Source organism: Tumebacillus avium, assembly GCF_002162355.1.
Taxonomy (GTDB): domain Bacteria; phylum Bacillota; class Bacilli; order Tumebacillales; family Tumebacillaceae; genus Tumebacillus_A; species Tumebacillus_A avium.
Map to the genome: position 1 here is coordinate 4,675,951 of NZ_CP021434.1, position 22,215 is coordinate 4,698,165.

At 58.0% G+C, this 22,215-nt stretch carries 29 protein-coding genes; 8 read left to right on the forward strand and 21 right to left on the reverse strand.

Annotation, left to right across the window (positions count from 1 at the left end; genetic code table 11):
• The first annotated feature begins 2 nt into the window (after window positions 1-2).
• Window positions 3-866, forward strand: coding sequence for a C40 family peptidase (locus tag CBW65_RS21675; RefSeq protein WP_198299688.1), 864 nt, complete (start codon window positions 3-5; stop codon window positions 864-866).
• A gap of 51 nt (window positions 867-917) precedes the next feature.
• Here the strand turns inward: CBW65_RS21675 and CBW65_RS24425 are convergent, their stop codons facing one another.
• The 17 genes from CBW65_RS24425 to CBW65_RS21755 all read right to left on the reverse strand — a co-directional run bounded on the left by CBW65_RS24425 (window position 918) and on the right by CBW65_RS21755 (window position 15,335).
• The gene (locus CBW65_RS24425; protein ID WP_157722119.1) at window positions 918-1,088 is read right to left on the reverse strand and encodes a hypothetical protein; all 171 of its coding nucleotides are present in this window, start codon (window positions 1,086-1,088) and stop codon (window positions 918-920) included.
• Window positions 1,089-1,113: 25 nt separating this feature from the next.
• On the reverse strand, window positions 1,114-1,641 hold the full coding sequence (locus CBW65_RS21680; protein ID WP_087458642.1) for a hypothetical protein: 528 nt from the start codon (window positions 1,639-1,641) through the stop codon (window positions 1,114-1,116).
• Between the two features lie 36 nt (window positions 1,642-1,677).
• Entirely contained in the window at window positions 1,678-2,367 is a 690-nt protein-coding gene (locus CBW65_RS21685; RefSeq protein WP_087458643.1) for a hypothetical protein, read from the reverse strand.
• On the reverse strand, window positions 2,367-2,933 hold the full coding sequence (locus tag CBW65_RS21690; RefSeq protein WP_087458644.1) for a hypothetical protein: 567 nt from the start codon (window positions 2,931-2,933) through the stop codon (window positions 2,367-2,369). Before CBW65_RS21690 ends, CBW65_RS21685 begins: the two co-directional genes overlap by 1 nt.
• Complete coding sequence (locus tag CBW65_RS21695; RefSeq protein ID WP_087458645.1) at window positions 2,930-3,439, reverse strand: hypothetical protein; 510 nt, start codon at window positions 3,437-3,439, stop codon at window positions 2,930-2,932. The genes CBW65_RS21690 and CBW65_RS21695 overlap by 4 nt, the downstream gene beginning before the upstream one ends.
• Window positions 3,440-3,451: 12 nt before the next feature.
• Complete coding sequence (locus tag CBW65_RS21700; protein WP_157722120.1) at window positions 3,452-3,979, reverse strand: hypothetical protein; 528 nt, start codon at window positions 3,977-3,979, stop codon at window positions 3,452-3,454.
• 100 nt (window positions 3,980-4,079) lie between these two features.
• Window positions 4,080-4,583 carry an SF0329 family protein gene (locus tag CBW65_RS21705; RefSeq protein WP_087458647.1) on the reverse strand — a complete coding sequence of 168 codons (504 nt, stop codon included), beginning with the start codon at window positions 4,581-4,583 and terminating at the stop codon, window positions 4,080-4,082.
• The gene (locus CBW65_RS21710; protein ID WP_087458648.1) at window positions 4,552-5,598 is read right to left on the reverse strand and encodes a phosphotransferase enzyme family protein; all 1,047 of its coding nucleotides are present in this window, start codon (window positions 5,596-5,598) and stop codon (window positions 4,552-4,554) included. The genes CBW65_RS21705 and CBW65_RS21710 overlap by 32 nt, the downstream gene beginning before the upstream one ends.
• Window positions 5,599-5,610: 12 nt before the next feature.
• Entirely contained in the window at window positions 5,611-6,300 is a 690-nt protein-coding gene (locus CBW65_RS21715; protein ID WP_087458649.1) for a DNA alkylation repair protein, read from the reverse strand.
• Window positions 6,301-6,387: 87 nt separating this feature from the next.
• Window positions 6,388-7,743, reverse strand: a complete 1,356-nt coding sequence (locus CBW65_RS21720; protein WP_157722121.1) for a CotS family spore coat protein — start codon at window positions 7,741-7,743, stop codon at window positions 6,388-6,390.
• A 14-nt stretch (window positions 7,744-7,757) separates the two neighbouring features.
• Window positions 7,758-8,831: a mannose-1-phosphate guanylyltransferase gene (locus tag CBW65_RS21725; protein WP_087458651.1), complete on the reverse strand. Its 1,074-nt coding sequence runs from the start codon at window positions 8,829-8,831 to the stop codon at window positions 7,758-7,760.
• Window positions 8,832-8,867: 36 nt separating this feature from the next.
• A complete protein-coding gene (locus CBW65_RS21730) occupies window positions 8,868-9,872 on the reverse strand; it encodes an aminoglycoside phosphotransferase/kinase family protein (protein WP_087458652.1) in 1,005 nt (334 codons plus the stop codon).
• 100 nt (window positions 9,873-9,972) lie between these two features.
• Complete coding sequence (locus CBW65_RS21735; protein WP_087458653.1) at window positions 9,973-11,973, reverse strand: LysM peptidoglycan-binding domain-containing protein; 2,001 nt, start codon at window positions 11,971-11,973, stop codon at window positions 9,973-9,975.
• A 105-nt stretch (window positions 11,974-12,078) separates the two neighbouring features.
• Window positions 12,079-13,218, reverse strand: coding sequence for a glycosyltransferase family 4 protein (locus CBW65_RS21740; RefSeq protein ID WP_087458654.1), 1,140 nt, complete (start codon window positions 13,216-13,218; stop codon window positions 12,079-12,081).
• Window positions 13,219-13,242: 24 nt separating this feature from the next.
• Complete coding sequence (locus tag CBW65_RS21745; protein WP_087458655.1) at window positions 13,243-14,094, reverse strand: CotS family spore coat protein; 852 nt, start codon at window positions 14,092-14,094, stop codon at window positions 13,243-13,245.
• The gene (locus CBW65_RS24990; RefSeq protein WP_087458656.1) at window positions 14,049-14,285 is read right to left on the reverse strand and encodes a hypothetical protein; all 237 of its coding nucleotides are present in this window, start codon (window positions 14,283-14,285) and stop codon (window positions 14,049-14,051) included. The genes CBW65_RS21745 and CBW65_RS24990 overlap by 46 nt, the downstream gene beginning before the upstream one ends.
• 21 nt (window positions 14,286-14,306) lie before the next feature.
• Window positions 14,307-15,335, reverse strand: a complete 1,029-nt coding sequence (locus CBW65_RS21755) for a CotS family spore coat protein (RefSeq protein ID WP_087458657.1) — start codon at window positions 15,333-15,335, stop codon at window positions 14,307-14,309.
• 135 nt (window positions 15,336-15,470) lie between these two features.
• On the opposite strand from CBW65_RS21755, the gene CBW65_RS21760 reads away from it, so the two are divergent.
• Window positions 15,471-16,043 (forward strand): hypothetical protein, encoded by a 573-nt coding sequence (locus CBW65_RS21760; RefSeq protein ID WP_087458658.1) that lies wholly within the window; start codon window positions 15,471-15,473, stop codon window positions 16,041-16,043.
• Here the strand turns inward: CBW65_RS21760 and CBW65_RS21765 are convergent.
• Together CBW65_RS21765 and CBW65_RS21770 are read right to left on the reverse strand one after the other, a co-directional pair.
• On the reverse strand, window positions 16,040-16,450 hold the full coding sequence (locus CBW65_RS21765; RefSeq protein ID WP_087458659.1) for a thiol-disulfide oxidoreductase DCC family protein: 411 nt from the start codon (window positions 16,448-16,450) through the stop codon (window positions 16,040-16,042). The genes CBW65_RS21760 and CBW65_RS21765 overlap by 4 nt on opposite strands.
• 81 nt (window positions 16,451-16,531) lie before the next feature.
• The gene (locus CBW65_RS21770; RefSeq protein ID WP_087458660.1) at window positions 16,532-16,774 is read right to left on the reverse strand and encodes a hypothetical protein; all 243 of its coding nucleotides are present in this window, start codon (window positions 16,772-16,774) and stop codon (window positions 16,532-16,534) included.
• Window positions 16,775-16,921: 147 nt separating this feature from the next.
• Here CBW65_RS21770 and CBW65_RS21775 point away from each other — a divergent pair, with 147 nt between their 5' ends.
• The 6 genes from CBW65_RS21775 to CBW65_RS25205 all read left to right on the forward strand — a co-directional run bounded on the left by CBW65_RS21775 (window position 16,922) and on the right by CBW65_RS25205 (window position 19,391).
• A complete protein-coding gene (locus tag CBW65_RS21775) occupies window positions 16,922-17,836 on the forward strand; it encodes an RluA family pseudouridine synthase (RefSeq protein WP_087458661.1) in 915 nt (304 codons plus the stop codon).
• Window positions 17,837-17,866: 30 nt separating this feature from the next.
• Window positions 17,867-18,298, forward strand: coding sequence for a hypothetical protein (locus CBW65_RS21780; RefSeq protein ID WP_157722122.1), 432 nt, complete (start codon window positions 17,867-17,869; stop codon window positions 18,296-18,298).
• 148 nt (window positions 18,299-18,446) lie between these two features.
• Window positions 18,447-18,551: an FDLD family class I lanthipeptide gene (locus CBW65_RS24640; protein ID WP_198299689.1), complete on the forward strand. Its 105-nt coding sequence runs from the start codon at window positions 18,447-18,449 to the stop codon at window positions 18,549-18,551.
• Window positions 18,552-18,591: 40 nt separating this feature from the next.
• Complete coding sequence (locus CBW65_RS24645) at window positions 18,592-18,696, forward strand: FDLD family class I lanthipeptide (protein ID WP_198299690.1); 105 nt, start codon at window positions 18,592-18,594, stop codon at window positions 18,694-18,696.
• A gap of 42 nt (window positions 18,697-18,738) precedes the next feature.
• Window positions 18,739-18,852 (forward strand): FDLD family class I lanthipeptide, encoded by a 114-nt coding sequence (locus tag CBW65_RS24650; RefSeq protein ID WP_198299691.1) that lies wholly within the window; start codon window positions 18,739-18,741, stop codon window positions 18,850-18,852.
• 413 nt (window positions 18,853-19,265) lie between these two features.
• Complete coding sequence (locus tag CBW65_RS25205) at window positions 19,266-19,391, forward strand: hypothetical protein (RefSeq protein ID WP_269767973.1); 126 nt, start codon at window positions 19,266-19,268, stop codon at window positions 19,389-19,391.
• 139 nt (window positions 19,392-19,530) lie between these two features.
• Here the strand turns inward: CBW65_RS25205 and CBW65_RS21785 are convergent, their stop codons facing one another.
• Entirely contained in the window at window positions 19,531-20,853 is a 1,323-nt protein-coding gene (locus tag CBW65_RS21785) for a purine/pyrimidine permease (protein ID WP_087458663.1), read from the reverse strand.
• Window positions 20,854-20,924: 71 nt separating this feature from the next.
• Window positions 20,925-22,214 carry a glutamate-1-semialdehyde 2,1-aminomutase gene (gene hemL / locus CBW65_RS21790; protein ID WP_087458664.1) on the reverse strand — a complete coding sequence of 430 codons (1,290 nt, stop codon included), beginning with the start codon at window positions 22,212-22,214 and terminating at the stop codon, window positions 20,925-20,927.
• Window position 22,215 lies beyond the last annotated feature (1 nt).

Below are 22,215 nucleotides of genomic sequence, written 5' to 3' on the forward strand. Positions count from 1 at the left end.
GGATGAAATCATGGCGTGCGAAGCTGGCCATCAGTGTTTTTGCTATTGTTGGAATATTGTGTCAAGTGCAAGGTGAAGCGGAAGCAGCCGCTCCGGCTCCCAAATACAGCGTGCAGCTCAATGACAAGCTGGTCACCTTCCCGGATGCGAAACCGTATCTGGACGGGGCGGATCGCGTGCAAGTGCCGATTCGCTTTTTGACCGAGTCGATGGGCTATTCGGTGGATTGGAAGCTGGAAGGCAAGCAGGTGGCGGTGACGATGAAAAAGGGTACTGCGACCGTGCAGTTGAAGACGGGCGACCGCAAGATCATCGTCAACGGGAAAGCGGAACTGATGGATACCGTTCCGGTCTTGAAGCAGGACCGCACGTTTGTGCCGGTGCGCTTTGCCACCGAAGCGCTGAACGCTAACGTCACGTGGCACCAACCGACACTGTCGGCGATCATCGCAACAGATGGAAGAACGCATCAGGCACTGGCACCCGTCTATGTGCCGATCAGCGAAAAGATCATCAAAACGGCCAAAGCCTACATGGGCACCCCGTATGTGTGGGGCGGCTCGACTCCGAAAGGTTTTGACTGCTCAGGCTTGACGCAGTATGTCTACGCGAAAAACAGCGTCTCATTGCCGCGCGTTTCGCGTGACCAGTACAAAACAGGACAACCTGTCGCGAAGAGTTCCCTGAAAGTTGGCGATCTCGTCTTCTTCTCGCTCAATCAGAAAGGCGTCGTTGGACATGTTGGGATCTACACCGGAAACGGCGAGTTTATCTCCGCCACTTCCTCCAAAGGTGTCAGCATCGCCAAAATCAACGATCCGTACTACTGGGGCGCTAAATACATTGGCGCGAAGCGGGTTCTCTAAACCAATGCCCTTGTCACCAAAAGACACCGTCCCGATGGGCACGGTGTCTTTTCATGTTAGAAGCAAGACCGTCATGCAGGCCGCATAGAAAAAAGCGGCTCCCGGCACCCAGAGCAGGTGGACGCTGATGTTGTCTTCCTCGCGTTTTAAAGCGACTGCATAGCGGAGGAGTCCGTAGGCGATCATCAGCAGGCAGAGAATGAAAAGCAAAAGAGTTGCCATCGAATCCCTCCTTTATCTGTTTGTGTTACGGCAGCAGGCGGAGCGGGGCGAGTCGGTTGTTGAGCTCCTGCAGCTCGGCGGTGGAAATTTCGGTCAGGCGGCGCAACGCGGCCACGCCGTCCGCTTCCTGCTCAGCCTGGGCGTGAGCGGTAACGCCAGCTTGCAAGATGGAGCGAGTGACAGCAGTCATCGCGGCCAGTTCGCGGTCGGCCGCCTGAGTGGCCGTGTTGAGCGTGGCAAGGCCGTCGATGATCGTTCGCTCACCCGTGGCGATGTCGGTGAGATGGCCGTTCATCGCGGCGAGTTGTGTGACGGTGGCCTCTTCTTGCAGCCCGATTTGCGCTAAGGAGCGTGTGGTGTCAGAAAGCGGGTCGAGTGTGGCCGACGTTTCTGCGACAACAGCGCCGGTGGCGGCGAGCGAGCTGTCGATCAGCCGCATCGTTTCGTTGATCTGTCCCTGCACTTGCGTCTGCTGGGCAAAGCTGTAGCCAAACAGGCCCACGCCAAGCAAACTCAAGAGCAGCGGGAGCGCTTGCAGGCTCTTATTCAGCATACTATGTTGCCTCCTTTCACAGTGTTAGTCGGAATCTCAGGGAAAGAGATCGGGTAACGGCGGGAGCGGACGCGGCAGTGGCAGCAGCGGTAACGGGTGGAGCGGGTCATCGAGAAGATCTTTCAGTTTCCCAAAGTACTTGAACGTCTCCCGAGAGCGGTTGAGTTCCGCCAGCAACAGGTCGAGTTGGCCGCTTAGCCCCGCCGACTCCTGCCCGGCTCTGGCCAGCGGATCGGCCAGCCGGTCGAGCAGCGCTGCATTTTGCCCGACATCTTGGGTCAGGCTGCTTACTTTCACCGTCACTTGGCTGGTGAGCTGCACACTTTCCTGCTCCCCTTCCAAAATCTCCGCCATCAGCGTCACGCCCTGCTCAGTCAGCTTGACCTGCCGCGACAGCTCCTGCCCCAATCGTTCACCAGTCTCCTGCTGACGGGCGAGAATTCGTTCCTGCTCCTCCAGCTGTGCCAGCTTGCTTTCCACGCCTTGCACCTTTTGATGCAACTGTTCCGTATGCTCCAGCATGCTGCCCGTCGTGCCGGTCAGGTCGTACAAGAGCGCAAACAGGCCGGGCGCGGACGGGGCTGCTTTTTCCTGCTGCGCTTCCCGTTCCCTCTCATCGGGCAGAGAGAGCAGGAACGCAGCAAGAAACAACAGCAGGGCACAACCCCAGATCACAAACTCATGAAACATCGGGTCAAACGGCGTTTTGCTGTTCCCCTTGCGCATCACGGGTTCCCTCCCCCGCTTCGCCACTGCGGCAGGATCAACGTCTTGTCATTCATCTCGCGCAGATTCCGATTGATCTCCTCCTGCGCCCGCAGCATCACAGCCAGATCGGTCACCATTCCGCTGTTCGTCCCTTCAATCCCGCGCAGCACCGCAAGCAGTTCGGATGCTGCCTCGTGCGCAGTTTTCAAAGTCTCGGCCGTTGCGCCCGTTGAACTCCCCAGCTTCTGTACCGCCTCGCCGATCCCGCGCACCGATCCGTCCAGCTCGGCGAGCTCCTCGTTCATTCCCGCCGTCTCCGCTTGGACCCGGCCCAGCTTCGCTTCCATGCGGGCGCTTGCCGTCTGCAGTTCTGACAATCCTTGCAGCCCTGCCTTCATCTCGCCGGACAGCTCATGCGTCTGTGCAACCTGCCCTTTCAACTGCAAAGCTTTCTGCTCGATGTCCCGCTGAATGCCCACTTGCAGCAGCCCGTTCACGCCCAAGCCCAACAGGCAGAGCACGGTGATCGCTTTCGGGACGGACAGCGTGGTCTGCCAATCAATGACCCGTTGCTTCCAGCTCATGGCGTCACCCCCGGCGTTTTTTGGTTCATCTGCTCGGTGTAACCCTTGATCTGTTCCAGATGGGACTGATCCTGCTCAATCCAGTAGGACAATTTTCCCAAGACTGAATGCAACTCGCCCATCGCATGAGTCAAACGGCTCATTTCCTGGGAAATAATCAACAGATCGCCGCTGCTTTTGTTCCCGTACTGCACCATTTCCTGGTTCAGCTTCAAGGTCGAGGCGTTGAGATCGTTGATTCGGGCGATATGTACGTGAACCGTTTCTGTGGCGCGCAGCGTTTGCCCAAGCTGCTGATCCATCGCCTTCGTAGTCGAGACCACCTCTTGGAGGTGCTCATTTTTCTGGATGATCGACCGTTGGATCGACAGCAGCCGGGAGGTCGAATCGAGACTCTTTGCAAGTCCGGAGTCAATTTTGCTCAGCTGATACGTGACGGTCATCGTCTGCACGAGGAGCAGGATGGCCACCGTCACCCCGACATAACTCAGCACTTTGCGAACCATACGGCTCCCCCTTTACGGCATGTCATCGGCAACCTCGGCGGACGTTTGCGCTGCTGCCGAGACCTTGCCTGCGATGGCGCTGTTGGTTTGCGCAATCTCCGCCGCCAGCTCCGTCAGGTGCTTTGCGCTGGCTTGCATCTTCAAAAGTGCGGCTTTCTGCTCCGCTGACCCTTGCCCGACCCCATCGAGATCCGCGTGCAATGTCGAAGCGAGCTCCTGCAGCGAGAGGCTCAGTTCGATCTGCTTTTGGCTGAGCCGGTCAAGTTCGGCCAGCGAGCGGTCCTGTTCGCTGATCCCGGCCCGCAGCGCCTGCAATTGGCTCCCGATGCGCTCCGTCGTCGAAGATCGTTTGTCGATGTCGCTCATCTTGCCGGCGATCTCTCCATTCACCTCGTTGATCTGGTCGTTGCGCTCCCCGATCGTCTTCAGCATCCCCACCAAATCCATCCGTTCCGGAAGCTCCGGTTTGACCCAGACCAGACCGCTGGCCACCGCCAGCACCGTGACCCCCGCAGCGATCCAAAGCCAGACTCTCCTCAACGTCCCCCCACCTTTCGGCCATTTTTACAGCCTTCGGAAGCAGTCAGAGTTTTGTGTCAATTGCCCAAAATAGAACCGCAAATAAAAAAACACCGCAAATTCATGCGGTGTCTTTCGATCTAGACGCACTCCGTACCTGATAAAACAGACGAATCAACGGATGCGAGTCTTCGGTTACTTGAATCTGTTCCAGCCTGCGCCGTCCGACACGCTTGTCGAGCAGGGCAAAAGCACGGATGATCGGATCTTCATGCTGCAACGCTGCTTTGATCGGCAGGATCATGATCTCGCGCATCGCTTCGGTAAGATGGTATCGGGAGTGGATCGCTTCTTTCGCCAACCTCTGATCGGCCAGAACGGAAGCCTCACGCCAGCTGAGCTCCGGAGCTTCCCGCTTGATTTGCCTCGAACACTCGTGTTCACGCAGCATATAAAGCAACTTATTGCCTTTGAAAACCGTCTCGCCATCAATGCTCACCCGCAAAACCTGCCCGTCCTGATCGTGCGTTTTTCGATACACGTCAAAATGAAAATCAACCCGCGCCCGCACCGATTCGTGCAGGAACTCGTTCTTATATTTGTGCTTGAGTTTTGTCCACCTCATCGTAAAAAGCGTCCCATCCTCTCTTCACTTTTCTAATCAATTCTTCCGCATGCTGCTCCATCCAGTTTTCCAGATCGAGCACCCAATCCACGATGCCTCGCAGCCAGCCCGTGCTGTCCAGCCCTTCCAGACATCGCCCGGCAAAATGCAGCAAAAAGTAGGCTCGGCGCAGTCGCATCAACATGGGCAACGCATCCACTTCCGCCGCGGTCAGGCAATGCTCTGACGCATAGCCTCGCGCAAAGTTCTCCAGCCAGACCCACTCTGCTCCCGTTCCCCACATCTGGTTGGCCGGTCCTTCCCCCAGTCCGATCGCCAGGTCGAGCGCGCGCAGATCACGAGCGCAAAATTCAAAGTCGAGTACCCCGGTCACGTTTCTGGCAGCAAGCAACGTGTTCCCTTTCGTGTAATCGCGGTGGATCAACTGCCTCGGTAGCGCATCGTACAGTTCCGGCACTTTTGCGGTCATCTCCTGCAGCAAGGCGGCCATGCGGCGCTGTTTCTCCACGCTGACCGGCAGCGTCTCGGCCAAGCGCAGAGGATCGGGCACCAGCGGATGTACTTTTTCCAACGCTCCGTACAGAGGCACCCCGGCGCACAGAGCAGGCTCGTCGATCTGCCCCATCACGCGCACCAGTTCGCCAAGCCCACGTCCGGACGCTTCCGCCTGCTCTGGATCGTCCGCTTGCGGATGCTGTCCCGGAATCAGCGGAAACAAAGCCAGGAGCCGTTCCTGCCCCTCCGCAGTCACCACATGCGCCGTCCGCTGACCTGTTGCTGTCACCACCGGCACAGGGATAGCAAAAGAGAGCCTCTGCGCATCCAGAAGCTCCATCACCCTGATCTCATGCTGCACCAGTTCCTGTGCGTTGCAATTCTGATAAATCCGCGAGAAAAAAGACCCGAGCGGACTCTGCACCCGGTAGGTGAGGTTGATAAACCCCACTCCAGCCGGTTCCCACGTCCATGGCCCGGGCGCATCCGGCCACAGCTGTTCAAACGCCTGCAAGTTCATCGCTCACAGGCCTCAGCGCTTGGCCTTCGCCAGCTTCCGTTCCTTCATGCGCATGATGTATTCCACCGCATCTGGCGTTTTGCAAGCGGTGTCGCCGTGGTCGACATCGACAACGCCGATCCGCTTGGCCGCTGCGACCGCCTTCTCCTCCAGCGCGTCGTTGCGCGCGCCGATGGCGATCAAGGAGGAGTTCATCGCTTCCTTGATCCGGTTCTTGCTGCTGTGAATCCGCGCTTCGATAACCGCCAGATACGGCTCGAACAGCTCATCGGGCACCTCTTCCTTGCTCAGCGCGATCAGCGTCAGCATCTGCCAGCCGGAACGCCCGACAAACTCGACGTCCTGCTCCCCGATCCACATTTCCATCAACTCGCGGGTGAACTTCGTTTTGCCCGCGAGATTGCTGGTCAAAGTATCGGTCAGCGTATGCGAGTTCAAGCTCCGCACCCACGCATCGAGCGTCGCTATGCTGACCTTCTTCGGATCGGCGATCAACGTCGCCATGTTGCGGGCTTCAAAATTGCCCGTCTCCCACAACTGCTCGGCCAATTCCTGATCTTTCTTGATCTCCTTGGCCAGCGCCTTCATGTTGGCAAACGACACGCCAAACGTGTTTTCGCCAAGCCCGTGCCGGATGTACGTCTTGCGCGCCTGCTCCGTGCCCATCTCTTCCAGCCTTGCCATCACCGTCTGCAGATCCATTGCCATTGTAGATACCGCCCTTTCACACCAATAACTCCCATTATAAACGAAAGCCGCTGATCCTAAAAGATCAACGGCTGGTCTGCTCTATGGCCGCGGACGCCACGGTCCCGGCTTTTGCGGTTTGCGCTGCTTCACGCGGGGCAGGGCGAAGCGTACGTTTGGCTCGCTCTGGCCCGCTTCGTCTTCCAACTCCTCGCCGTACTCGTCACCGTGGCTGACCAGGGAGACGTCGGGCGTCTCTTCCTCGACCTGCACCGAGACGTTCTCCGACACTTCGACCGCGCTGCCTTCGCGCGTCTCCCAGCCGTCATCTCGGGTCTCGACCGAGGACGATTCCATGCTTTCCAGATCGTCGTATTCTTCCAGCCCTTCCAGATGCGGCGCAAAGGACGGCGCCGACAGGTTGAGCCCGTAGCGGGCGATCAGGTCCTGCACAAACATCTCGCGTCCTTCGTCGAGCGCCAACTGCTTGCGGAACCGGTTTGCAAAGCGCCCCGTATCCCAGTCCCGCGTGCGCTCAAAATACGCCTCGACCACTTCCAAGGTGCGCTGCGGGAACGACAGGTAAGCCGCCAGCACGGTCATTTCCTCCGCGGTGATCTCACGCACGGCACGGTACACGTCGAGGATCGAGAAGCCGATCGACGCATCCCAGTCATAGCGCGGCATATAGCGGGTGAGCAGCGCGCCGAGGTCATGCACGGGGTGCCCGTAGTGGCAATGGTCGAAGTCGACCACCGCCAGGCGCTCTTTGTCGACGATCAGGTTCTGGCGCGAAAACGACCCGTGGCAGATCGTCTTGTTCTCCCGCGCCCACTCCAGGATCTGCCCGTATGGCGAGTTGCCCAACTGCTCCGCCGCATGGTGAATCATCTTGTTCAGCTCACTGCGGTGCGTGCGGTAAGACTCATCCATCACATTCTGCTCGCGGCGGTCCTCGAGGCTCGCGTCATAACTGCTCAGCTTCGCCTGATAGCGCCCCCATTGCGCCGAGAAATCCTCGCGCGTCTCCTGGCCGAATCCGCCGCCTTCAAAACCCGCCCCGGCGTTGTGCAGCTTGGCGAGCGTCTCCGCCGCCAGGAACACATTTTTCGCCTTCTTCAGATCGGCTTCCTTGCCCGGCATCCAGTCGGTCAGGTAATAGATGCCCGTCGCGTGCACCACATACGGATCGCCGTACTTGGTGCGGATGAAGCGCGGCACGCCCGGAAAACCTTTGCCCGCCAGATGATCGACCGCTTGCTGCACAAATCGCACGCGGCTTTCGGTCACGCTGACTTTTTTCAGCGCCCGGTAGCCGGCCGGCGTTTTGATGCGCAGCACGCCGCGCACCGCTTTGATCTTCTCAACCGCCAAATCCCACTCCCGGAGCACTTCCGGATCGGCGCCAAAGGAATCAAAAATCTCCTGCAGCTCTTTCTCCTCTTTTTTCTTTCCCATGTTCATGCCTCCCCCTACAGAAACTCTCGCAAGTTTCGTTTTTCAATCCGTCTGACCAGGTCTTTGATCTCCTGATCGCGCTCTTTGTCGGCGACGAGAATTGCCCGGTCACTCTGCACGATCAAGAGGTCGCGCACGCCGATCGTCGCGATCAGCAAGTCTTCGCTTTCGATGATCGAGCGCGACGTGTCGATGCCGACATGCAGCCCGTTGACGATGTTGCCCGCGTTGTCCTGGCTCAAAAACCGCTCCACCGACCGCCACGACCCGACATCGTCCCAGGCAAAATCGGCCGGGATCACCGCGACATTGTCCGCTTTTTCCATGATCGCGTAGTCGACCGACAGTTTCTCCATCTTGGCGTACGTCTCGCGGATGATCTCCTTTTCGTCCGGCGTGCCCAAGATCTCATACAAGTGCGCCAGATGCTGGTACATCTCCGGCATGTGGCGGCGATAGGCCTGCAGAATCTCCTGCACGCGCCAGACGAACATCCCGGAGTTCCACAGGTACTTGCCAGACTGCAGGAAGCGCAAGGCGCGGTCAAAATCGGGCTTCTCCGTAAACTCCGCCACATGGTACGCCCGCCGCCCGTTGTCATTGACGAGCAGGCGGTCCATCTTGATGTAGCCATAGCCCGTCTTCGGCTCGGTCGGACGGATGCCAAAGGTGACCAGCATCTTATGATTGCGGGCAAACTCTGCCGCCCACGACAGGCAGCGGCGGAAATCCTGCTCGGAGCCGATAAAATGGTCGGATGGCAGCACCGCCATCACCGCCTGCGGGTCGCGCCGCGCCAGCCGGACGGCAGCCAGCCCGATGCCTGCTGCCGTCTCCCGCGCTTCCGGCTCGATGATCAGGTTCTCCGGGGGCAGCTCCGGCAACTGCTCGCGGATCTTGTCAAAATAGCGGTCGTTCGTCACCACATAGACGCAATCTTGACGAATCAAAGGGCGAACGCGGCCCGCCGTCGTCTGCAGCAAGCTCTTGTCCCCAAAGATCTGCAAAAACTGCTTGGGGTTGGCAGACGAACTTTTCGGCCAAAAACGGCTGCCCACCCCGCCGGCCAGGATCACCGCGTACAGCATGTCGATCGACCTCCTCTCCCCGCGCGTCGCACCGGCTTAGATCCACCGCGCCCCGTCCGCCCCGTAGACCATCGGACGGCGGGTCTGCGCCGCTTGGACCGCCCCTTCCAGCCGCTCGGCAAACACGTCGGCGCCGCGCTTCAGGCGCTGGAACTGCGCCAGGTGGCGGTACGCCGCATGCGGAAAGGCCAGATAGGCGTCGAGCACGACCAACTGCTGCTGCGTCATCCCCGCCTCTTCGCCGTACGCGTCGAGGAACACGCGGGCCAGCTCCTGCTCGCCGCGCTCCAGCAGCCCGTGGGCAAACTTGGCCGCATCATAGAGCGGCAGGTCGGCGATCGCATCGTCGATGTGCAGCGTGGCGATGCGCCCTTCCGCGTCGATGCGCAAGTCGCTCAAGCGATAGTCCCCGACGGCAAACTCGCCGTCCGCTTCCGACTGGCGCGCCAACTCCTCATATTTGCCGGCCGACAACCCTTCCACCGCCCGGCCGATCTGCTCGGCGATCCATTCATAATGCGTCAAAAAGCGCTCTTGGAGCAGATTGTGCTGGCGCAGCTCCGACCAGGCATGGAAGCGATCTTGCAGTTCGTCGCCCGCTTTGGCAAACCGCTCGATCCACGTGCCGTGCCGCTTCGGAAGCGCCGCGCCTTCGATCGGCTGCAGCCCTTTGCCCGCCTGGTGCAGCCGGGCGAGATTGCGCCCGCACAGCCGCATGTCGAGCGGGAAGAGGTCGGGCGTCCGGCCTTCCCAGTCATCGCTGAGCGTATAGAGCAGGTCGCCGTGGCGCACGACCGCATCTCCGTATAAGGTGCGGATGTGGCGCGGCACGCGGCGATACCCCTGCTTCGCCAGATGCTCCCACAGGGCATGGCGGCGTTCGATCTTGCGTTCTTCGGTGTCAATATGCAGCCGCTTGATCCCGCGGTGTTCTGTATCCACTAACAACGTGCGCTCATCGAGCGGAAGCACCCCGGCCACCCCGATGCCGTAGCGGGGCAGCACCGACTCGACGACCACGTCCAGTTGTTCGCTTTGCATACGTCTCCCCTCCCTTAACTCTTGATTCAAGCGTATGCGTCCGTGCCAAGGAGTAGACGAAAAAACAGGCGGACGGGAGGTCAGCCTGTTTCCGTGTCAATTAGCGTCTCGCGGCAGGAATGTAGAGAATTTGCCCGACATCCAAAACCTGGTCTTGCAGATTGTTGGCGCGCAGCAGATCGCTGACCGACGTTTGATAACGTTCTGCCAGTCCGGACAGCGTCTCTTCACTCTGCACGATCTTGAATTTCATCGTGACTTTGTGCTCTTCCTTTCTGGTCAGCACATCGCTCCAGAACGAGTCTTCATCATGCGACTTCGTGTGCACCGGCGCGTATTTCTCGGCGTGATGGGAGGAAGACTCGTGCACGGCATGCACGTAGCTTTCTTCCTTGTGCTGCGCTTGGTGATGCTGATGCGAGGAGGAGGACTCGTCGGCCGTATGGGCGCGGGAGTCGCCAAGCAGAGCGGACAGCTTGATCGGCGATACCTCCTGCTTCTCCCCGTGCTTCGAGCCGACCGACAGCTTGGGCCCGACGGCAACGAGCGGTTGTTGCTGCTGGACCTGCACAGGCGGCGCATCGTTCACTTCATCTTCGAACTGATATTCCGCTTCGTACGGGCGGTCGTCATCATCCCCATGCTGGTGATGATGGTCATGATGATGATCGTGCTGCTCATGGTCTACATGATCATGCTCCTGATGCTCTTGATGCTCGTGGTCATGATGATGTTCATGATGATGCTCAGCTTCGTGTTGCTGCTCCTGGTGCTCAGCTGTCACCTGCACCTGCTCGACCGTTTCGGTCTGCACGATCTCCGTCACATCGATCACTTGCACTTGTTCCGCTTGCAGCGGTTCTTGCACCGGTTCTTGCACCGCTTCGACCGCGCCTTCGCTGCGCACTTCTTCCAGTGTTTCTACTACTGTTTCTTCCACCGTTTCTTCCAGCACAAATGCGTTTTCGTCGTCCTCCGTCTCCCGCTCTTCCAACTGCGGCTCCGGCGGCAGCACCGCATCGGCGACCAGCGGTGTCTGGTCGCTAGGCGGCGCAAACTTCTGCTGAATGCTGTCCTGATGGAACGACGGGTTCACCGTCTCCGAACGGAACGGCTGACGGCCGTAAAACTCGTTTGTCGGCGGTGTAAACGGATTGGCGCCCGGCGTCTGGTCATAGCCAAACGACACTTGCGGCGGCGGCGTGTCAAACGGATTGAGCATGTGCGGCGACGAGTCGGTCGCGGCATCCGCTTCTTCCAGCTGGCGCGCCCAATCGCTGCCCGGCTGCGGCATCGGGAACACGAGATTCGGGTCGGGCGTGAAAACGATATCGTTTTCCTCTTCCTCCGCACCTTCATCCTCTTCGCGGACAAACGCTGATTCCTGCTCGCCCGCCGTGCCGGCCGGCGATTCGATCACCCAGTCGTCATCCTCTTGGGCCTGCTCCGCCAAGGCGTCATCTTCATAACGCGCCGCCTGCTCCAGATTCCAAGCCGGCTCAAACGGCGGTTCAAATTCCTCTTCGCCTTCCAACTTCGGCGCTTCATAATGGCGCGACTCATCGCTGTCCAGCAGCTGATCCAATTTTTGCGCCGACACGCCTTCCTCCTGCGTGCCGCAGCGGAACACATAACCTTCGCCGCCGGACAAGCCGTGGACGATCAGCTCCGCGCGCAGATGGATCGTGCCTTCGCCCAAAACATGCGCGTTCCACGTTCCGATGCGCGGGTTCACATCCAAAATGCCATGCTGACGCTGATGCGCCTGCTGTGCCGCCATCGGCACCTGCAACACGAACGGCATGCGGTGATGCAAAGGAATCACGTGCGCTTCCGGCACATCGTCGCCCGCTTCAAATACGTCCCGGTCATCCAGTACATCCGGAATCTCCTCGGACAGGGAAGCTGCGTCCTCTTGCCGCAAGAATCCGGTAAAAGACAAAGCCCCTTTCAGGACATACGCATCATCTTCTACATCAAACCCGGTAATCTCCGTCGCCAGGGTTGCATCCTCCACGTCTTCAGTACCGCTCACAGCCTCCAACAGCAGCTGCTGATCTACATGAATGCGAATGGATGGAATCATTTCCGCATCGCTCACTAAGAGTCCCCTCCTTCTATCGTTCGATCATAGTACGACACTTTCAATTTATGAGAATGCCTGTACGATTATGACTTAACAAAAAAGCACCCCGAAGGGTGCTCGTTACGAAGAAGCCGATTTCTTGCGCGCATACAGTTTTTCATACGCGGCCAATGTCTCTTTTGCACAGCGCTCCCAAGTGAACTTCGCCGCTTGGGCGAGCCCTTTCTGGCTCATCTCCTGACGCAGCTCCGGCGAGTTCAGCACTCGCTGCATCTTCTCCGCCAGATCGTACATGTCGTGCGGGTTGATCAACAGCGCCGCATCGCCTGTCACTTCCGGGATCGACGACGTGTTCGACGTGATCGTCGGCACTCCGCAGGCCATCGCTTCCAGCGGCGGGAGGCCAAATCCTTCATAAAACGACGGGTAGACGCAAAGGTCGGCCGCGTTGTACAGATGCGGCAGTTCCGGCACGGCGGCAAACCCGGTGAAGATCACGCGGTCTGACAGGCGCAAGGCTTCGACCAGCATCGCCGTGTCGTCAAAGTCTCGCGCTTCCTTGCCGACCAGCACCAAGGCGTAGTCTTTGGGGATCTGATCCTGAATTTCATAAAACGCGTTGATCAGCCCTTTGACGTTCTTGCGCGGAGAGAAGCCGCCGAGGTAGACCACATAGGGGCGGTCGATGCCAAAACGCTCTTTGACAAACGCTTTGGCCACATCTTTCTCGATCGGCTGGTACACGCTCTCCGGCGCTTCATAGGTGACGGCGATCTTCTCCTCCGGCACCTGGAAGATGCGCTGAATGTCGCGCTTGGAGTGTTCCGACACGGTGATGATCAGGTCGGACTGCTCCATGATCCGCGGCATCTCCTGCAGGAAGATGCGTAGATAGCCTTTGCCGACCGTCTCCGGGTAGATGTAAGGGATCAGGTCGTGCACCGTCACCACGTTCAGACAGCCTTTTTTCAGCGGCAGGCCGATGCCGTTTTGCGGAACGTGGTAGATGTCGATCTTCTCCTGCTCCACGCTCATCGGGACGTGAACCTCTTCCCAGAATTTATCTTTGCTCCGCTCAATCGAGTTGAACACTTCGTCGGCCGTCGGGTCGAGATTCTTAAACTCGTCACCGGGCCAGAAAAAGCGGTATTCGTTCTTTTTGTCATGCACGTACAGGTTTTTGATCAGTTGGTAGGTATACGTGCCGATTCCCGTTCCCCGGTACCAGATGGCACCGCGCGCGTCCAGACCAATTTTCATCCTGTCACCCCTTCATGCAGCGAATTACCGGATCTTGCCGTACTTCAGCACATAGCGGGCTCCCGTCTCAAACTCATGGAGGAACCGCTCGCGGCGCTCCTTGTGCTCCGCCCACTTGCGAAGTTTGCTTTCCAAAAACTCGGGAGGGCGGTTTTTGGTGACATAATGGAAATAGCCCGCTTCATAGAAATCCTGTGGAAACCGCATCATCGCGTGCAGCAGGCGCTCTTCGCCTTCGTGCGGCTCCGTTTCTTCAAAATAGGATTTGACGATAAAATAGGCCGTCCGGCTGTCCCATTTGACACTTTTCATGTTGCGCAAAATCAGCGAGGCCAGGTCGTGGGCCCGGATGTCGCACAGCGCGTAGTCGAAGTCGATCAGAGAGATGTTTTTGTCCCCCGTGATCAGCACGTTATGGTGCGCGTAATCGTGATGGCAAAAGCCCTTGTGGCCGCGCTCCAGCTTGGTGATCTCCTCATAGCGCGACGACAAAAGAAGCTCCACGGACCGCGACGCTTCTTGGATACAATATGCGGCCTGCTCCGCGAACATGCGGTCGACCACCGAGCCGCCCTGCTCCGCCAGCACCGTCCAATTGCGCAGCTCTTCGATCCGCTCCAAAAAGTGTCCCGTCCACGTCCCCCACTGCTCTTTGCCGGCGCATTCCGGCGGCTCGAACCCTTGTGACGCCTGATGAAACCGGGCCAGGCCGCGGGCGGCGATCGCCAGGTCGAGCACATGGTCGTACTTGCTCTCCCGCCCGTCGAGCCACTCCATCACGAAGTAGCAGGCTCCGTCCCGTTCGACGAAGGTGTCACCCTCGCGCGTCTTCAGCACGCCCGGCACCAAGAACCCTTTTTCCTTGACATGCTCCATCGCGGCCAGCGAAAAGCGCAGTTCTTCGGGGACAGGTTGAATTTTTTCAACGCGTACTGACCGTGCGGGGTGGTGAAGCGCACCACTTTGCGCACCGGCGCCGCCTGGGTGATTTCGACGTCATAGCGGTCGAGCACATCGGGGGCAAACCCGCACAGGTCGAGCACTTGCGAGGTTGTCAATTCGTCCATCTCGGCTCCTCCTTGCGACCTTTAGAGTCGAGTCGGAAACGCGTCGAGATAACGTTTCCAATTGTCCAGACGGGCCACTTCCTGACGCATTTTCTTGATCGACCCTTCCGGCGTATAGCGGTTCGACAGGAACCCGCGCTCCACCGCCCGCCAGTAGCGCTGCGGGAAAAACAGCACGGCGCGCAGCACCTGCAGCTCATCTTCGTGCAAAGGATCGATGGCGTGGTAGGTGTTGAGGATCAGATTGCCCATCTCGCTCGACCAGTCGGTGCGACGCAGCATCTTGCGCATGAAGCGGGCAAAGTCATGGGCGCGCAGTTCATGGGCGCAATAGTCGAAGTCGATCACCTGCATGTCGCCGTCGGGCGTCCGGATGAAGTTGTGGTAGGTGAAGTCGCCGTGCACAAAGCCGCGCAGCTCCTGCTCGCGCTTGAGCACTTTCAGGTACGGCGAGGCTTTGAGCAGCTCGAAACCTTTTTCGGCCATTTCCAGCATCGGTTCGACCGTTTCGAGGAACGTGGCTTCCAGCTCGTTTTGCGGCGCTTTGCCTTTGTATTGGTCATAGACGCGATGGAGGTCGGCCAACTGCTCTTCGAAGCGCTCGATCCAGCCGGCCCAGCGCGTCTTGATATGCGCCCGCACTGTCGGGGTGAACCCGCGCGACGCTTGGTGCAGCTGCGCCTGCAGGCGAATGATCTGCTTGAGCTGCGTTTCGTCGTTGACGTTGCTTTCTTTGCCGTCAAGCCAGTTGTTCAGGAAGATCAGACCGTCTTCCACCTCCAGGAACGGATGTCCGTCCTTGGTTGGCACAAAGCGGGGCAGCTTTTGAAACCCGTTGTTCCAGAGGTGCTCCTGCGCTTCGTACATAAATTGCAGCTTCTCCGGCTTGTGGCCAACTTTCTTCAGTGCAAACGTGCCTTGATCGGTCTCGATCTTCACCACGGCGCGCACTTCTTTGGCATCGAGAATCTTAATCCCGTATACGTCCTCCAGGTCGATGCCCGGAGCGAATTCTTCCAGTCCATATGTCAATTCTTTTTCTTTTGCCAACGTTGTGTCCCCTCCTCAAGCACTGACAGTTCACAGTCAGACTATGTAGGCAGGAGCGGAATGGTGAATGAGATACATTGGGACGTTTTGGAGAAGACTACTAAGAACGGAGATGAATGGGGGAGGGGTGCGGAGATGAGCATCTACTACTATTCGTTTCGGCTTGGCGAGCTATATGATGCGGTCGGGTCGAACGACCAGCTGCTGCTGAAAAAGGCACAGCTTTTGCTGTACCGCGACCCGGAGCTATACACCGTCGTGCAAGCGATTCTGCGGGACGGTCTCTTGTATCACGAAACGTTTAGCGACGACATGTACAACGAAGCCCTGACCAAAGTCGTGCAGGTGCTGCCGTCCTACCAAAATATTTTTGATGACAAAGACTATCAGGTCGACTACCACGACACCTGGCGCAAACTCCCCAAAGGAGGCCTCTTGCGCGACTACTGGAACTGCCTGACGCACGGGCGCTATCTGTTTGATCACCCGATCAAGCCGAAGACCTTGCTGCGCTACGGCTATCTGCTCCAGGACGAACTGCCCCAATTTTTGCGACTGGTCGAGCAGGACGGCGGCAAGCTGCCGTGGTACTTTTTCCAGCACACGATCGACTGTATCAGGCGGACGATGGAAGCGGGCGACGATCTGTTTGTTTCGATCGCCATTCGCGGACGGCGCTACCGGCTGATGCGCCCGCAGAAAAGCTAGTCTTTTTTATGGATCGAGCAGGCATCGCCGCAATCCGGCACGTCACGGCCGAACCACTTGGAGAGGCGGAAACGGTTGCGGGCCACCAGCCGATACGCACCTTCCGCCAGCCAGCCAAGCGGCGGCAGATAATACAGCCAGACCAACAGCCGCAAGCCCCGGTGCATGCGCAAAATCCGCACCATCGCCTCCGCCCCGCCATAGACGTTCCCCTGCTCAATCACATGCATCTGCGCTTTGCAGCGCTCTTCGCTTAGTTCCGGGTGTATCTCCCCGGCCGGCACGATGCGAAAATCCACCGGCAGCACCATCTTCCCAAACGTCTGTTCAATCTTGCTCATCGAAGCGCGGCAGATCGCGCAATGCCCGTCATAGATCACTTGAAGCGGCGGTTGAGACTTCTTCATGTCTGTCCCCTCCTTCTCCCTCTATCATAAACGAAAAAGGCCAGAGCCGCATCTTGCGCGGTTCCGACCTTTTCTCCCCAGTTAGCAGCACTCGTCTGCGGATACTTCCAGCTTCAAACACTCGATCTTCCCGTGCTTCAGCTCGATATCGCCGATTTTCATGCAGTCGTTTTTGACTTTTTCGATCTTCAGGTGGTCAAAGCAGACCTCATCCAAATAAACGGTATCGCAGTTGCCTGCGAGCAGTTCGCGAAGTTTGCAGCGCGCCTCTTCATCGAGCACCAAGGCAATTTTCATTTTCTTGATCTTTGTTTTATCAGACATCTGTTCTCTCCAGCCCCTTTCTTCCCTTCCACAATACGGCGGGCAGACTTGGGCGGTGCCTGGCAGCCAAGCCCAATTTTGCACAGGAGGCGGGGTTTGGTAAAATAGAACAATCTGTACTGCTCTCAGAAAGTCGGTGCCATCTCTATGTCGATCGAAAAGAACGGGCCGTGGCTGGAACTGCGCGTCACCAAGCAGCAAGAAGGCCAAACGGTTGGCGCTCTGTTGCAAGCAGCAGCCGGACTTCCGGAAAAAGCGGCCTTGGAATTAAAGAAGAAAGGTGCGGTGCTGCTCGGCAAAGAGCCGGCCGCACTCGATGCGGTGGTAAAACCGGGCGACCGCGTGCGCTGTGAGATGTTCCCGGAGGAGCCTTATGAGGTCGAGCCGTCTTTTGACCTGCTCGATGTGCTGTATGAAGATGACCACCTGCTGGTCGTCAACAAGGCGGCCGGGATGAAAGTGCATCCCAACGAGCCGGGCGAAGCGGGCACGCTGCTCAATGCTCTCGCCTTTCACTACCAGATGCAAGGGCTGCAGACGCGGTGCCGGGTGCTGCACCGGCTTGATCAGGAGACGTCGGGGGCGATTCTGTTTCCGAAGCATGAGATCGCGCACAAGCTGCTCGATGTGCTGTTAAACGAGCGCCAGATCTCCCGCGAATACCACGCGCTGGTCACCGGGCTGGTCGCTGCCGGCAAAGGGCTGATCGACCAGCCGATCGGGCGCGACCGCAGCCATCCCACCCGCCGCCGCGTCTCCAAGACGGGCAAGCCGGCACAGACCGAATATGCGGTGCTGCAGCGGTTTCGAGATGTGACGCTGGTAAAAGCTAAGCTGCACACCGGGCGCACCCATCAGATCCGCGTGCACCTGTCCTGGCTTGGGCATCCGCTGCTCGGGGACGAGCTGTATTTTGGCGCGACGGAGCGGTTCAAACGGCAGGCGCTGCACGCCCGCTTTTTGCGCTTCCCGCACCCGATCACCGGTGAGATGCTGGAAGTGGAAGCGCCATACCCGGACGATTTCGCAGAATTGTTGCAGAGTCTGGAGCAGCAGCTGTGATAAGATGAGGGATGAGGTGACCGTTACGGTATGAAAATGAGAACAAAATTATTGATTCTGCTGGGGCTTTCCTTAATTCCGCTGCTCTTCGTGCCGTTTGGCTATATGAACCGCGGGGACGTGTCCGACCTGCCCGCGTCGTATACGACCGTCAAAGTCGCGCTCGTCAACCCGGGGACGATCCTGATTCTCGGCGCGATCGTCACGCTGGTCATGCAGTCCCGCCGGGCGATGTGGTGGGCGATGGTCGTGACCTTCCTCTACTCCTACCTCGGGCTTGGCCTGATCTGGGGCGGTTTTTCCGGGCCGTTTGCGTCCGGGCTACTCAACTACGCCGCGCTGTTTGCGGTGATCGGTTTTGTTGGCGCCTTGTTCGTATTCATCTTCCTCACGGTGTTTAAAAAGATGATCGAAGTGAGCAAGAACCCGGAGAAGTTCAAGAAAGACTGGAAAAAGCCATAAGTCGATCAACGTTAAAACAATGCCCTGTGCTGAATGCAGCACAGGGCATTGTTCTGTTATTGTGAATTATGCTTAAACCTTGACAGTTGCATTATTTTGAATTATATTTTAATTAGAAAATCACTTAACTAGAAAGGAGGTCATTGCGATGGAAATGTTCGATCTGGACGTTCAAGTGCAAGAAACAAACGTCGTCGTAGCAGCACCGATGACCGCAGTTGGTTCTTGCGCATTTGTGTGCGAACCGTACTAATAGATTGTTGTGACCAACCAACCCGGGAGGAGGTATTCTAATGGAAAGACTGTTTGATCTTGACGTTCAAGTTTCCGAAGTAACCCCGGAAGTGGAATACATTACTTCGCGCGGTTCTTGCGAGTTCGTGTGTGACCCGCTCTAATTCGAAAGGAAGAGATCCTAATTCGAAAGGAGGAGATCCTAAATGGAAATGATGTTTGATCTTGACGTTCAAGTTCAAGGTAACGAAGTAACCGCGGAAGCGAGCTACATTACTTCTTACATTACTTGCGAGAACATGTGCAACTGGGATCAGTAAGAAAGGGGAAAATTCCTGATGGAAAAGCTTTTTGATCTTGATTTGCAAATCCAGCACGTCAGTAACGACGAGATGGTTAAGACCGAAACGCAAGATTCTTGCGCAGATCATTGCGACCCAACGATGTTTTGTTAAAGGGGTGTCCACCGATGGAAAAGCTCTTTGACCTTGATTTGACGATCGAGCAGGTCAACACCCAACAGATCTTGCCCGCCGAAACGACAGATTCTTGCGGGGAAGTCTGCGACGAATATTCTTACTAAAGGAGGTGCTTCGTGATGGAAAAAAACTTTTTTGATCTCGATTTGCAAATCGAGCAAATCAGCGACGCGATCATTCCGGCCGAAACCACCGATTCTTGCGCATTCGTCTGCGAGTAATTTAAAATTCCCAACCTGAGAGGAGATACTCTGATGGAAAAATTCTTTGATCTCGATGTTCAGATCGAGCAAGCCAACTCCACCGACGCAATCATGCCGGGCGTTACGCAAGATTCTTGCGCATTCGTCTGCTACCCGGAAGACCTCACCCTGGCGTAAGCATTCACGAAAGGAGATCGTACACATGGAAAATTTTGATCTGGATGTTCAAGTTGTACAAGTCAACACCCCGCAACTGCGACCGGGCGTTACGCAAGATTCTTGCGCATTTGTCTGCTACTAAGAAAAAGCGACTCCATCAGGAGTCGCTTTTTTCTTTCCGAAAGACCACATGCTCGAGGAACAGACAGACGATCAGCCCCACCAGCAAACCGTTGGCGACGATGTTGCGCAGCCATGGCGCCAGCGAGCTCAAGCTGTCCGGCGGCAGGAACATGACGCCAACGCCAACCATCAGCGAGATGCCGATGACCAGCAAATTGCGGTTGCTGCCTTGCACGCCCATCAGGTCGCGCACGCCAAAGCCGATCATCTGCGCAAACGGCGTAAACAAGGCCGCATACGCCACTTCCGAGGGCAAGGTGGCGAAGAATTTCCCGACGATCGGGAACAGCCCGCTCACGGCGATCAGCACCGCGCCGAGCACAAACGGCAGCCGCGCCCGCAAGCCTGTCGTCATCATAAACCCGGCCGACACCGACAAAGGCACAAGGCCGACGACCGACAGCGGCCCGGACAGCATCGACGCGATCCCGTTGCCAAACAACCCGCGCCGATACGTCGCCCCATCCGGCTCGATGCCGAGCGTATTCCCGATCACGACGATTGAGGCGATGACGTTGGAGATCAATATCACGCCGGTCAGCACCGAAGTCAACACCACGCCAAAATCCCACACCGGCGCCCCCCACGCAAACAGCTCCGGCAAAGCAAACCACGCCGTGTCCGCCCCGGTCAGCGCTTCACGCTCACTGAACCCGATCAAGGTGAACAAGATCCAGCCCAGCCCAATGCCGAGAAACGGCCCCATGCTCCGCAAAAGCCCTTTCCCTTTCAGCGAGATCGTCAGTACGGTCAACACGATAAACAAAGACAAGAGCGCCAATCGCCAGTCCACATGTCCAAATCTGGACACGCCAAGCATCCCTTTGAAAAACGAGCCGGTCAGCGAGAAGCAGAGCAGCATCAGATACACGCCCGTCACGATCGGCGTAAACAGATCGCGCACCCGACCGATGATCGGCAGGAGGCTGAGGATCACCAGCACGACGCCGGAGATGATCAAGCCCATCTCCAACTGCTGCAGCACGAGCCCCTTTTCGCCCGGCACCGCCATCGCGCCCATGATCAAAAAGAGCGCCCACCACATCCCGGCTCCCCCTTCGATCAAGGGCAGGCGGTGTCCCCAGAAAATTTGGATCAAGGTCGCGATCCCCGTCGCCAGCAGCATCCGCTGCACAAACGACGAGATCTCCACGGCCGACAAGTCAAACGCGGCGCCCACCACAATCGGCACCGCAATCGTATTTGCTAAGAAAAAGACCATCCATTGCAGGCTCTGCAGCCACAAGAGCGCTCCGCGCGGCTTTTGCACAGAGGTTGTTATATCGCTTCCGCTCATCGCTCTTCCCTCCTCTTCAAAAAAAGCAAGCCACCTGTTCGAAGTACCTGAACAGGCGGCATGTTTGATCTTTACAGTTGTTTCATCGACTCGCGGGACGCTTCCAGCGTGCGGTCGATGTCTTCATCGCTATGCGCCAGAGACAGGAAGCCTGCCTCCAGCTGCGACGGCGCCAGGTAGACGCCGCGTTTCAGCATCTCGTGGAAATACGTGGCATAGCGGTCGAGGTTGCACAGTTTCGCCGTATCATAGTCGACCACTTCCTGCTCGGAGAAGAACGTGCCCATCATCCCGCCGACATACGCGCCGGTCACCGGAATGCCCAGCTCTTTGCCTGTCGCGAGGAACCCTTCGACAAGGCGTTTGCCCATCGACTCCAGACGCTCATACGCGCCCGGCTCGCCGAGCTTTTTCAGCGTGAGAAGACCGGCGATCATCGCCAGCGGGTTGCCCGACAAGGTGCCCGCCTGGTAGATCGGGCCGGCCGGAGCGATCATTTCCATGATCTCGCGCTTGCCGCCGTATGCGCCGACCGGCAGGCCGCCGCCGATGACTTTGCCAAGCGTGGTCAGGTCCGGCTCGATGTTGTACAGCGACTGCACACCGCCGTACGCGGCACGGAAGCCGGTCATCACCTCGTCAAAGATCAGGAGCGCGCCGTACTGTTTGGTGACCGCGCGCACTTCCTGCAGGTAGCCCTCTTTGGGCAGGACGCAGCCCATGTTGCCGGCGATCGGCTCCAAGATGACGGCCGCGATGTCTTCGCCGAATTTTTCGAACGCCAGCTTCAGGCTTTCCACATCGTTAAACGGAACGGTCAGCGTGTTCGCCGCCACCGACTCCGGCACGCCCGGAGAATCGGGCAGACCAAGCGTCGCGACGCCGGAACCGGCCTTGATCAGCAGGGAGTCGGCATGGCCGTGATAGTTGCCTTCGAACTTGAGGATCTTGTTGCGCTTGGTGTAGCCGCGCGCCAGACGCAGCGCCGACATCGTCGCTTCCGTGCCGGAGTTGACCATGCGCACCACTTCGATCGACGGCATGATGCTCGTGACCAGTTGCGCCATCTCCGTCTCCAGCTCGGTCGGAGCGCCAAACGAAGTGCCTTTTACCGCCATCTCTTGCACGGCAGAGATCACGTCCGGGTGGGCGTGGCCGAGGATCAGCGGACCCCAGGACAGGCAGTAGTCGATGTATTCATTGCCGTCGATGTCGACCATCTTTGAGCCGAAACCGCGCTCGATAAACACCGGGTCGCCTTTGACGCCGCGGAAAGCGCGCACCGGGGAGTTGACACCGCCCGGGATGATCTTTTTCGCTTCGGCAAATGCCGCTTTGGAACGTTCGTAGCCTTTATGCATG

Coding starts and splice junctions, on each gene's coding strand:
- hemL (WP_087458664.1), bottom strand. CDS start 22,214: ATGCATAAAGGCTACGAACGTTCCAAAGCGGCATTTGCCGAAGCGAAA.
- CBW65_RS21690 (WP_087458644.1), bottom strand. CDS start 2,933: ATGAGCTGGAAGCAACGGGTCATTGATTGGCAGACCACGCTGTCCGTC.
- CBW65_RS21740 (WP_087458654.1), bottom strand. CDS start 13,218: ATGAAAATTGGTCTGGACGCGCGCGGTGCCATCTGGTACCGGGGAACG.
- CBW65_RS21675 (WP_198299688.1), top strand. CDS start 3: ATGAAATCATGGCGTGCGAAGCTGGCCATCAGTGTTTTTGCTATTGTT.
- CBW65_RS21760 (WP_087458658.1), top strand. CDS start 15,471: ATGAGCATCTACTACTATTCGTTTCGGCTTGGCGAGCTATATGATGCG.
- CBW65_RS21775 (WP_087458661.1), top strand. CDS start 16,922: ATGTCGATCGAAAAGAACGGGCCGTGGCTGGAACTGCGCGTCACCAAG.
- CBW65_RS21765 (WP_087458659.1), bottom strand. CDS start 16,450: ATGAAGAAGTCTCAACCGCCGCTTCAAGTGATCTATGACGGGCATTGC.
- CBW65_RS24640 (WP_198299689.1), top strand. CDS start 18,447: ATGGAAATGTTCGATCTGGACGTTCAAGTGCAAGAAACAAACGTCGTC.
- CBW65_RS21780 (WP_157722122.1), top strand. CDS start 17,867: ATGAAAATGAGAACAAAATTATTGATTCTGCTGGGGCTTTCCTTAATT.
- CBW65_RS24990 (WP_087458656.1), bottom strand. CDS start 14,285: ATGGACGAATTGACAACCTCGCAAGTGCTCGACCTGTGCGGGTTTGCC.
- CBW65_RS24425 (WP_157722119.1), bottom strand. CDS start 1,088: ATGGCAACTCTTTTGCTTTTCATTCTCTGCCTGCTGATGATCGCCTAC.
- CBW65_RS21695 (WP_087458645.1), bottom strand. CDS start 3,439: ATGGTTCGCAAAGTGCTGAGTTATGTCGGGGTGACGGTGGCCATCCTG.
- CBW65_RS21725 (WP_087458651.1), bottom strand. CDS start 8,831: ATGCTGTACGCGGTGATCCTGGCCGGCGGGGTGGGCAGCCGTTTTTGG.
- CBW65_RS21785 (WP_087458663.1), bottom strand. CDS start 20,853: ATGAGCGGAAGCGATATAACAACCTCTGTGCAAAAGCCGCGCGGAGCG.
- CBW65_RS21715 (WP_087458649.1), bottom strand. CDS start 6,300: ATGGATCTGCAGACGGTGATGGCAAGGCTGGAAGAGATGGGCACGGAG.
- CBW65_RS24650 (WP_198299691.1), top strand. CDS start 18,739: ATGGAAATGATGTTTGATCTTGACGTTCAAGTTCAAGGTAACGAAGTA.
- CBW65_RS21720 (WP_157722121.1), bottom strand. CDS start 7,743: ATGGGAAAGAAAAAAGAGGAGAAAGAGCTGCAGGAGATTTTTGATTCC.
- CBW65_RS21705 (WP_087458647.1), bottom strand. CDS start 4,583: ATGAGGTGGACAAAACTCAAGCACAAATATAAGAACGAGTTCCTGCAC.
- CBW65_RS21770 (WP_087458660.1), bottom strand. CDS start 16,774: ATGTCTGATAAAACAAAGATCAAGAAAATGAAAATTGCCTTGGTGCTC.
- CBW65_RS21745 (WP_087458655.1), bottom strand. CDS start 14,094: ATGGAGCATGTCAAGGAAAAAGGGTTCTTGGTGCCGGGCGTGCTGAAG.
- CBW65_RS21685 (WP_087458643.1), bottom strand. CDS start 2,367: ATGCGCAAGGGGAACAGCAAAACGCCGTTTGACCCGATGTTTCATGAG.
- CBW65_RS24645 (WP_198299690.1), top strand. CDS start 18,592: ATGGAAAGACTGTTTGATCTTGACGTTCAAGTTTCCGAAGTAACCCCG.
- CBW65_RS25205 (WP_269767973.1), top strand. CDS start 19,266: ATGGAAAAATTCTTTGATCTCGATGTTCAGATCGAGCAAGCCAACTCC.
- CBW65_RS21730 (WP_087458652.1), bottom strand. CDS start 9,872: ATGCAAAGCGAACAACTGGACGTGGTCGTCGAGTCGGTGCTGCCCCGC.
- CBW65_RS21710 (WP_087458648.1), bottom strand. CDS start 5,598: ATGAACTTGCAGGCGTTTGAACAGCTGTGGCCGGATGCGCCCGGGCCA.
- CBW65_RS21680 (WP_087458642.1), bottom strand. CDS start 1,641: ATGCTGAATAAGAGCCTGCAAGCGCTCCCGCTGCTCTTGAGTTTGCTT.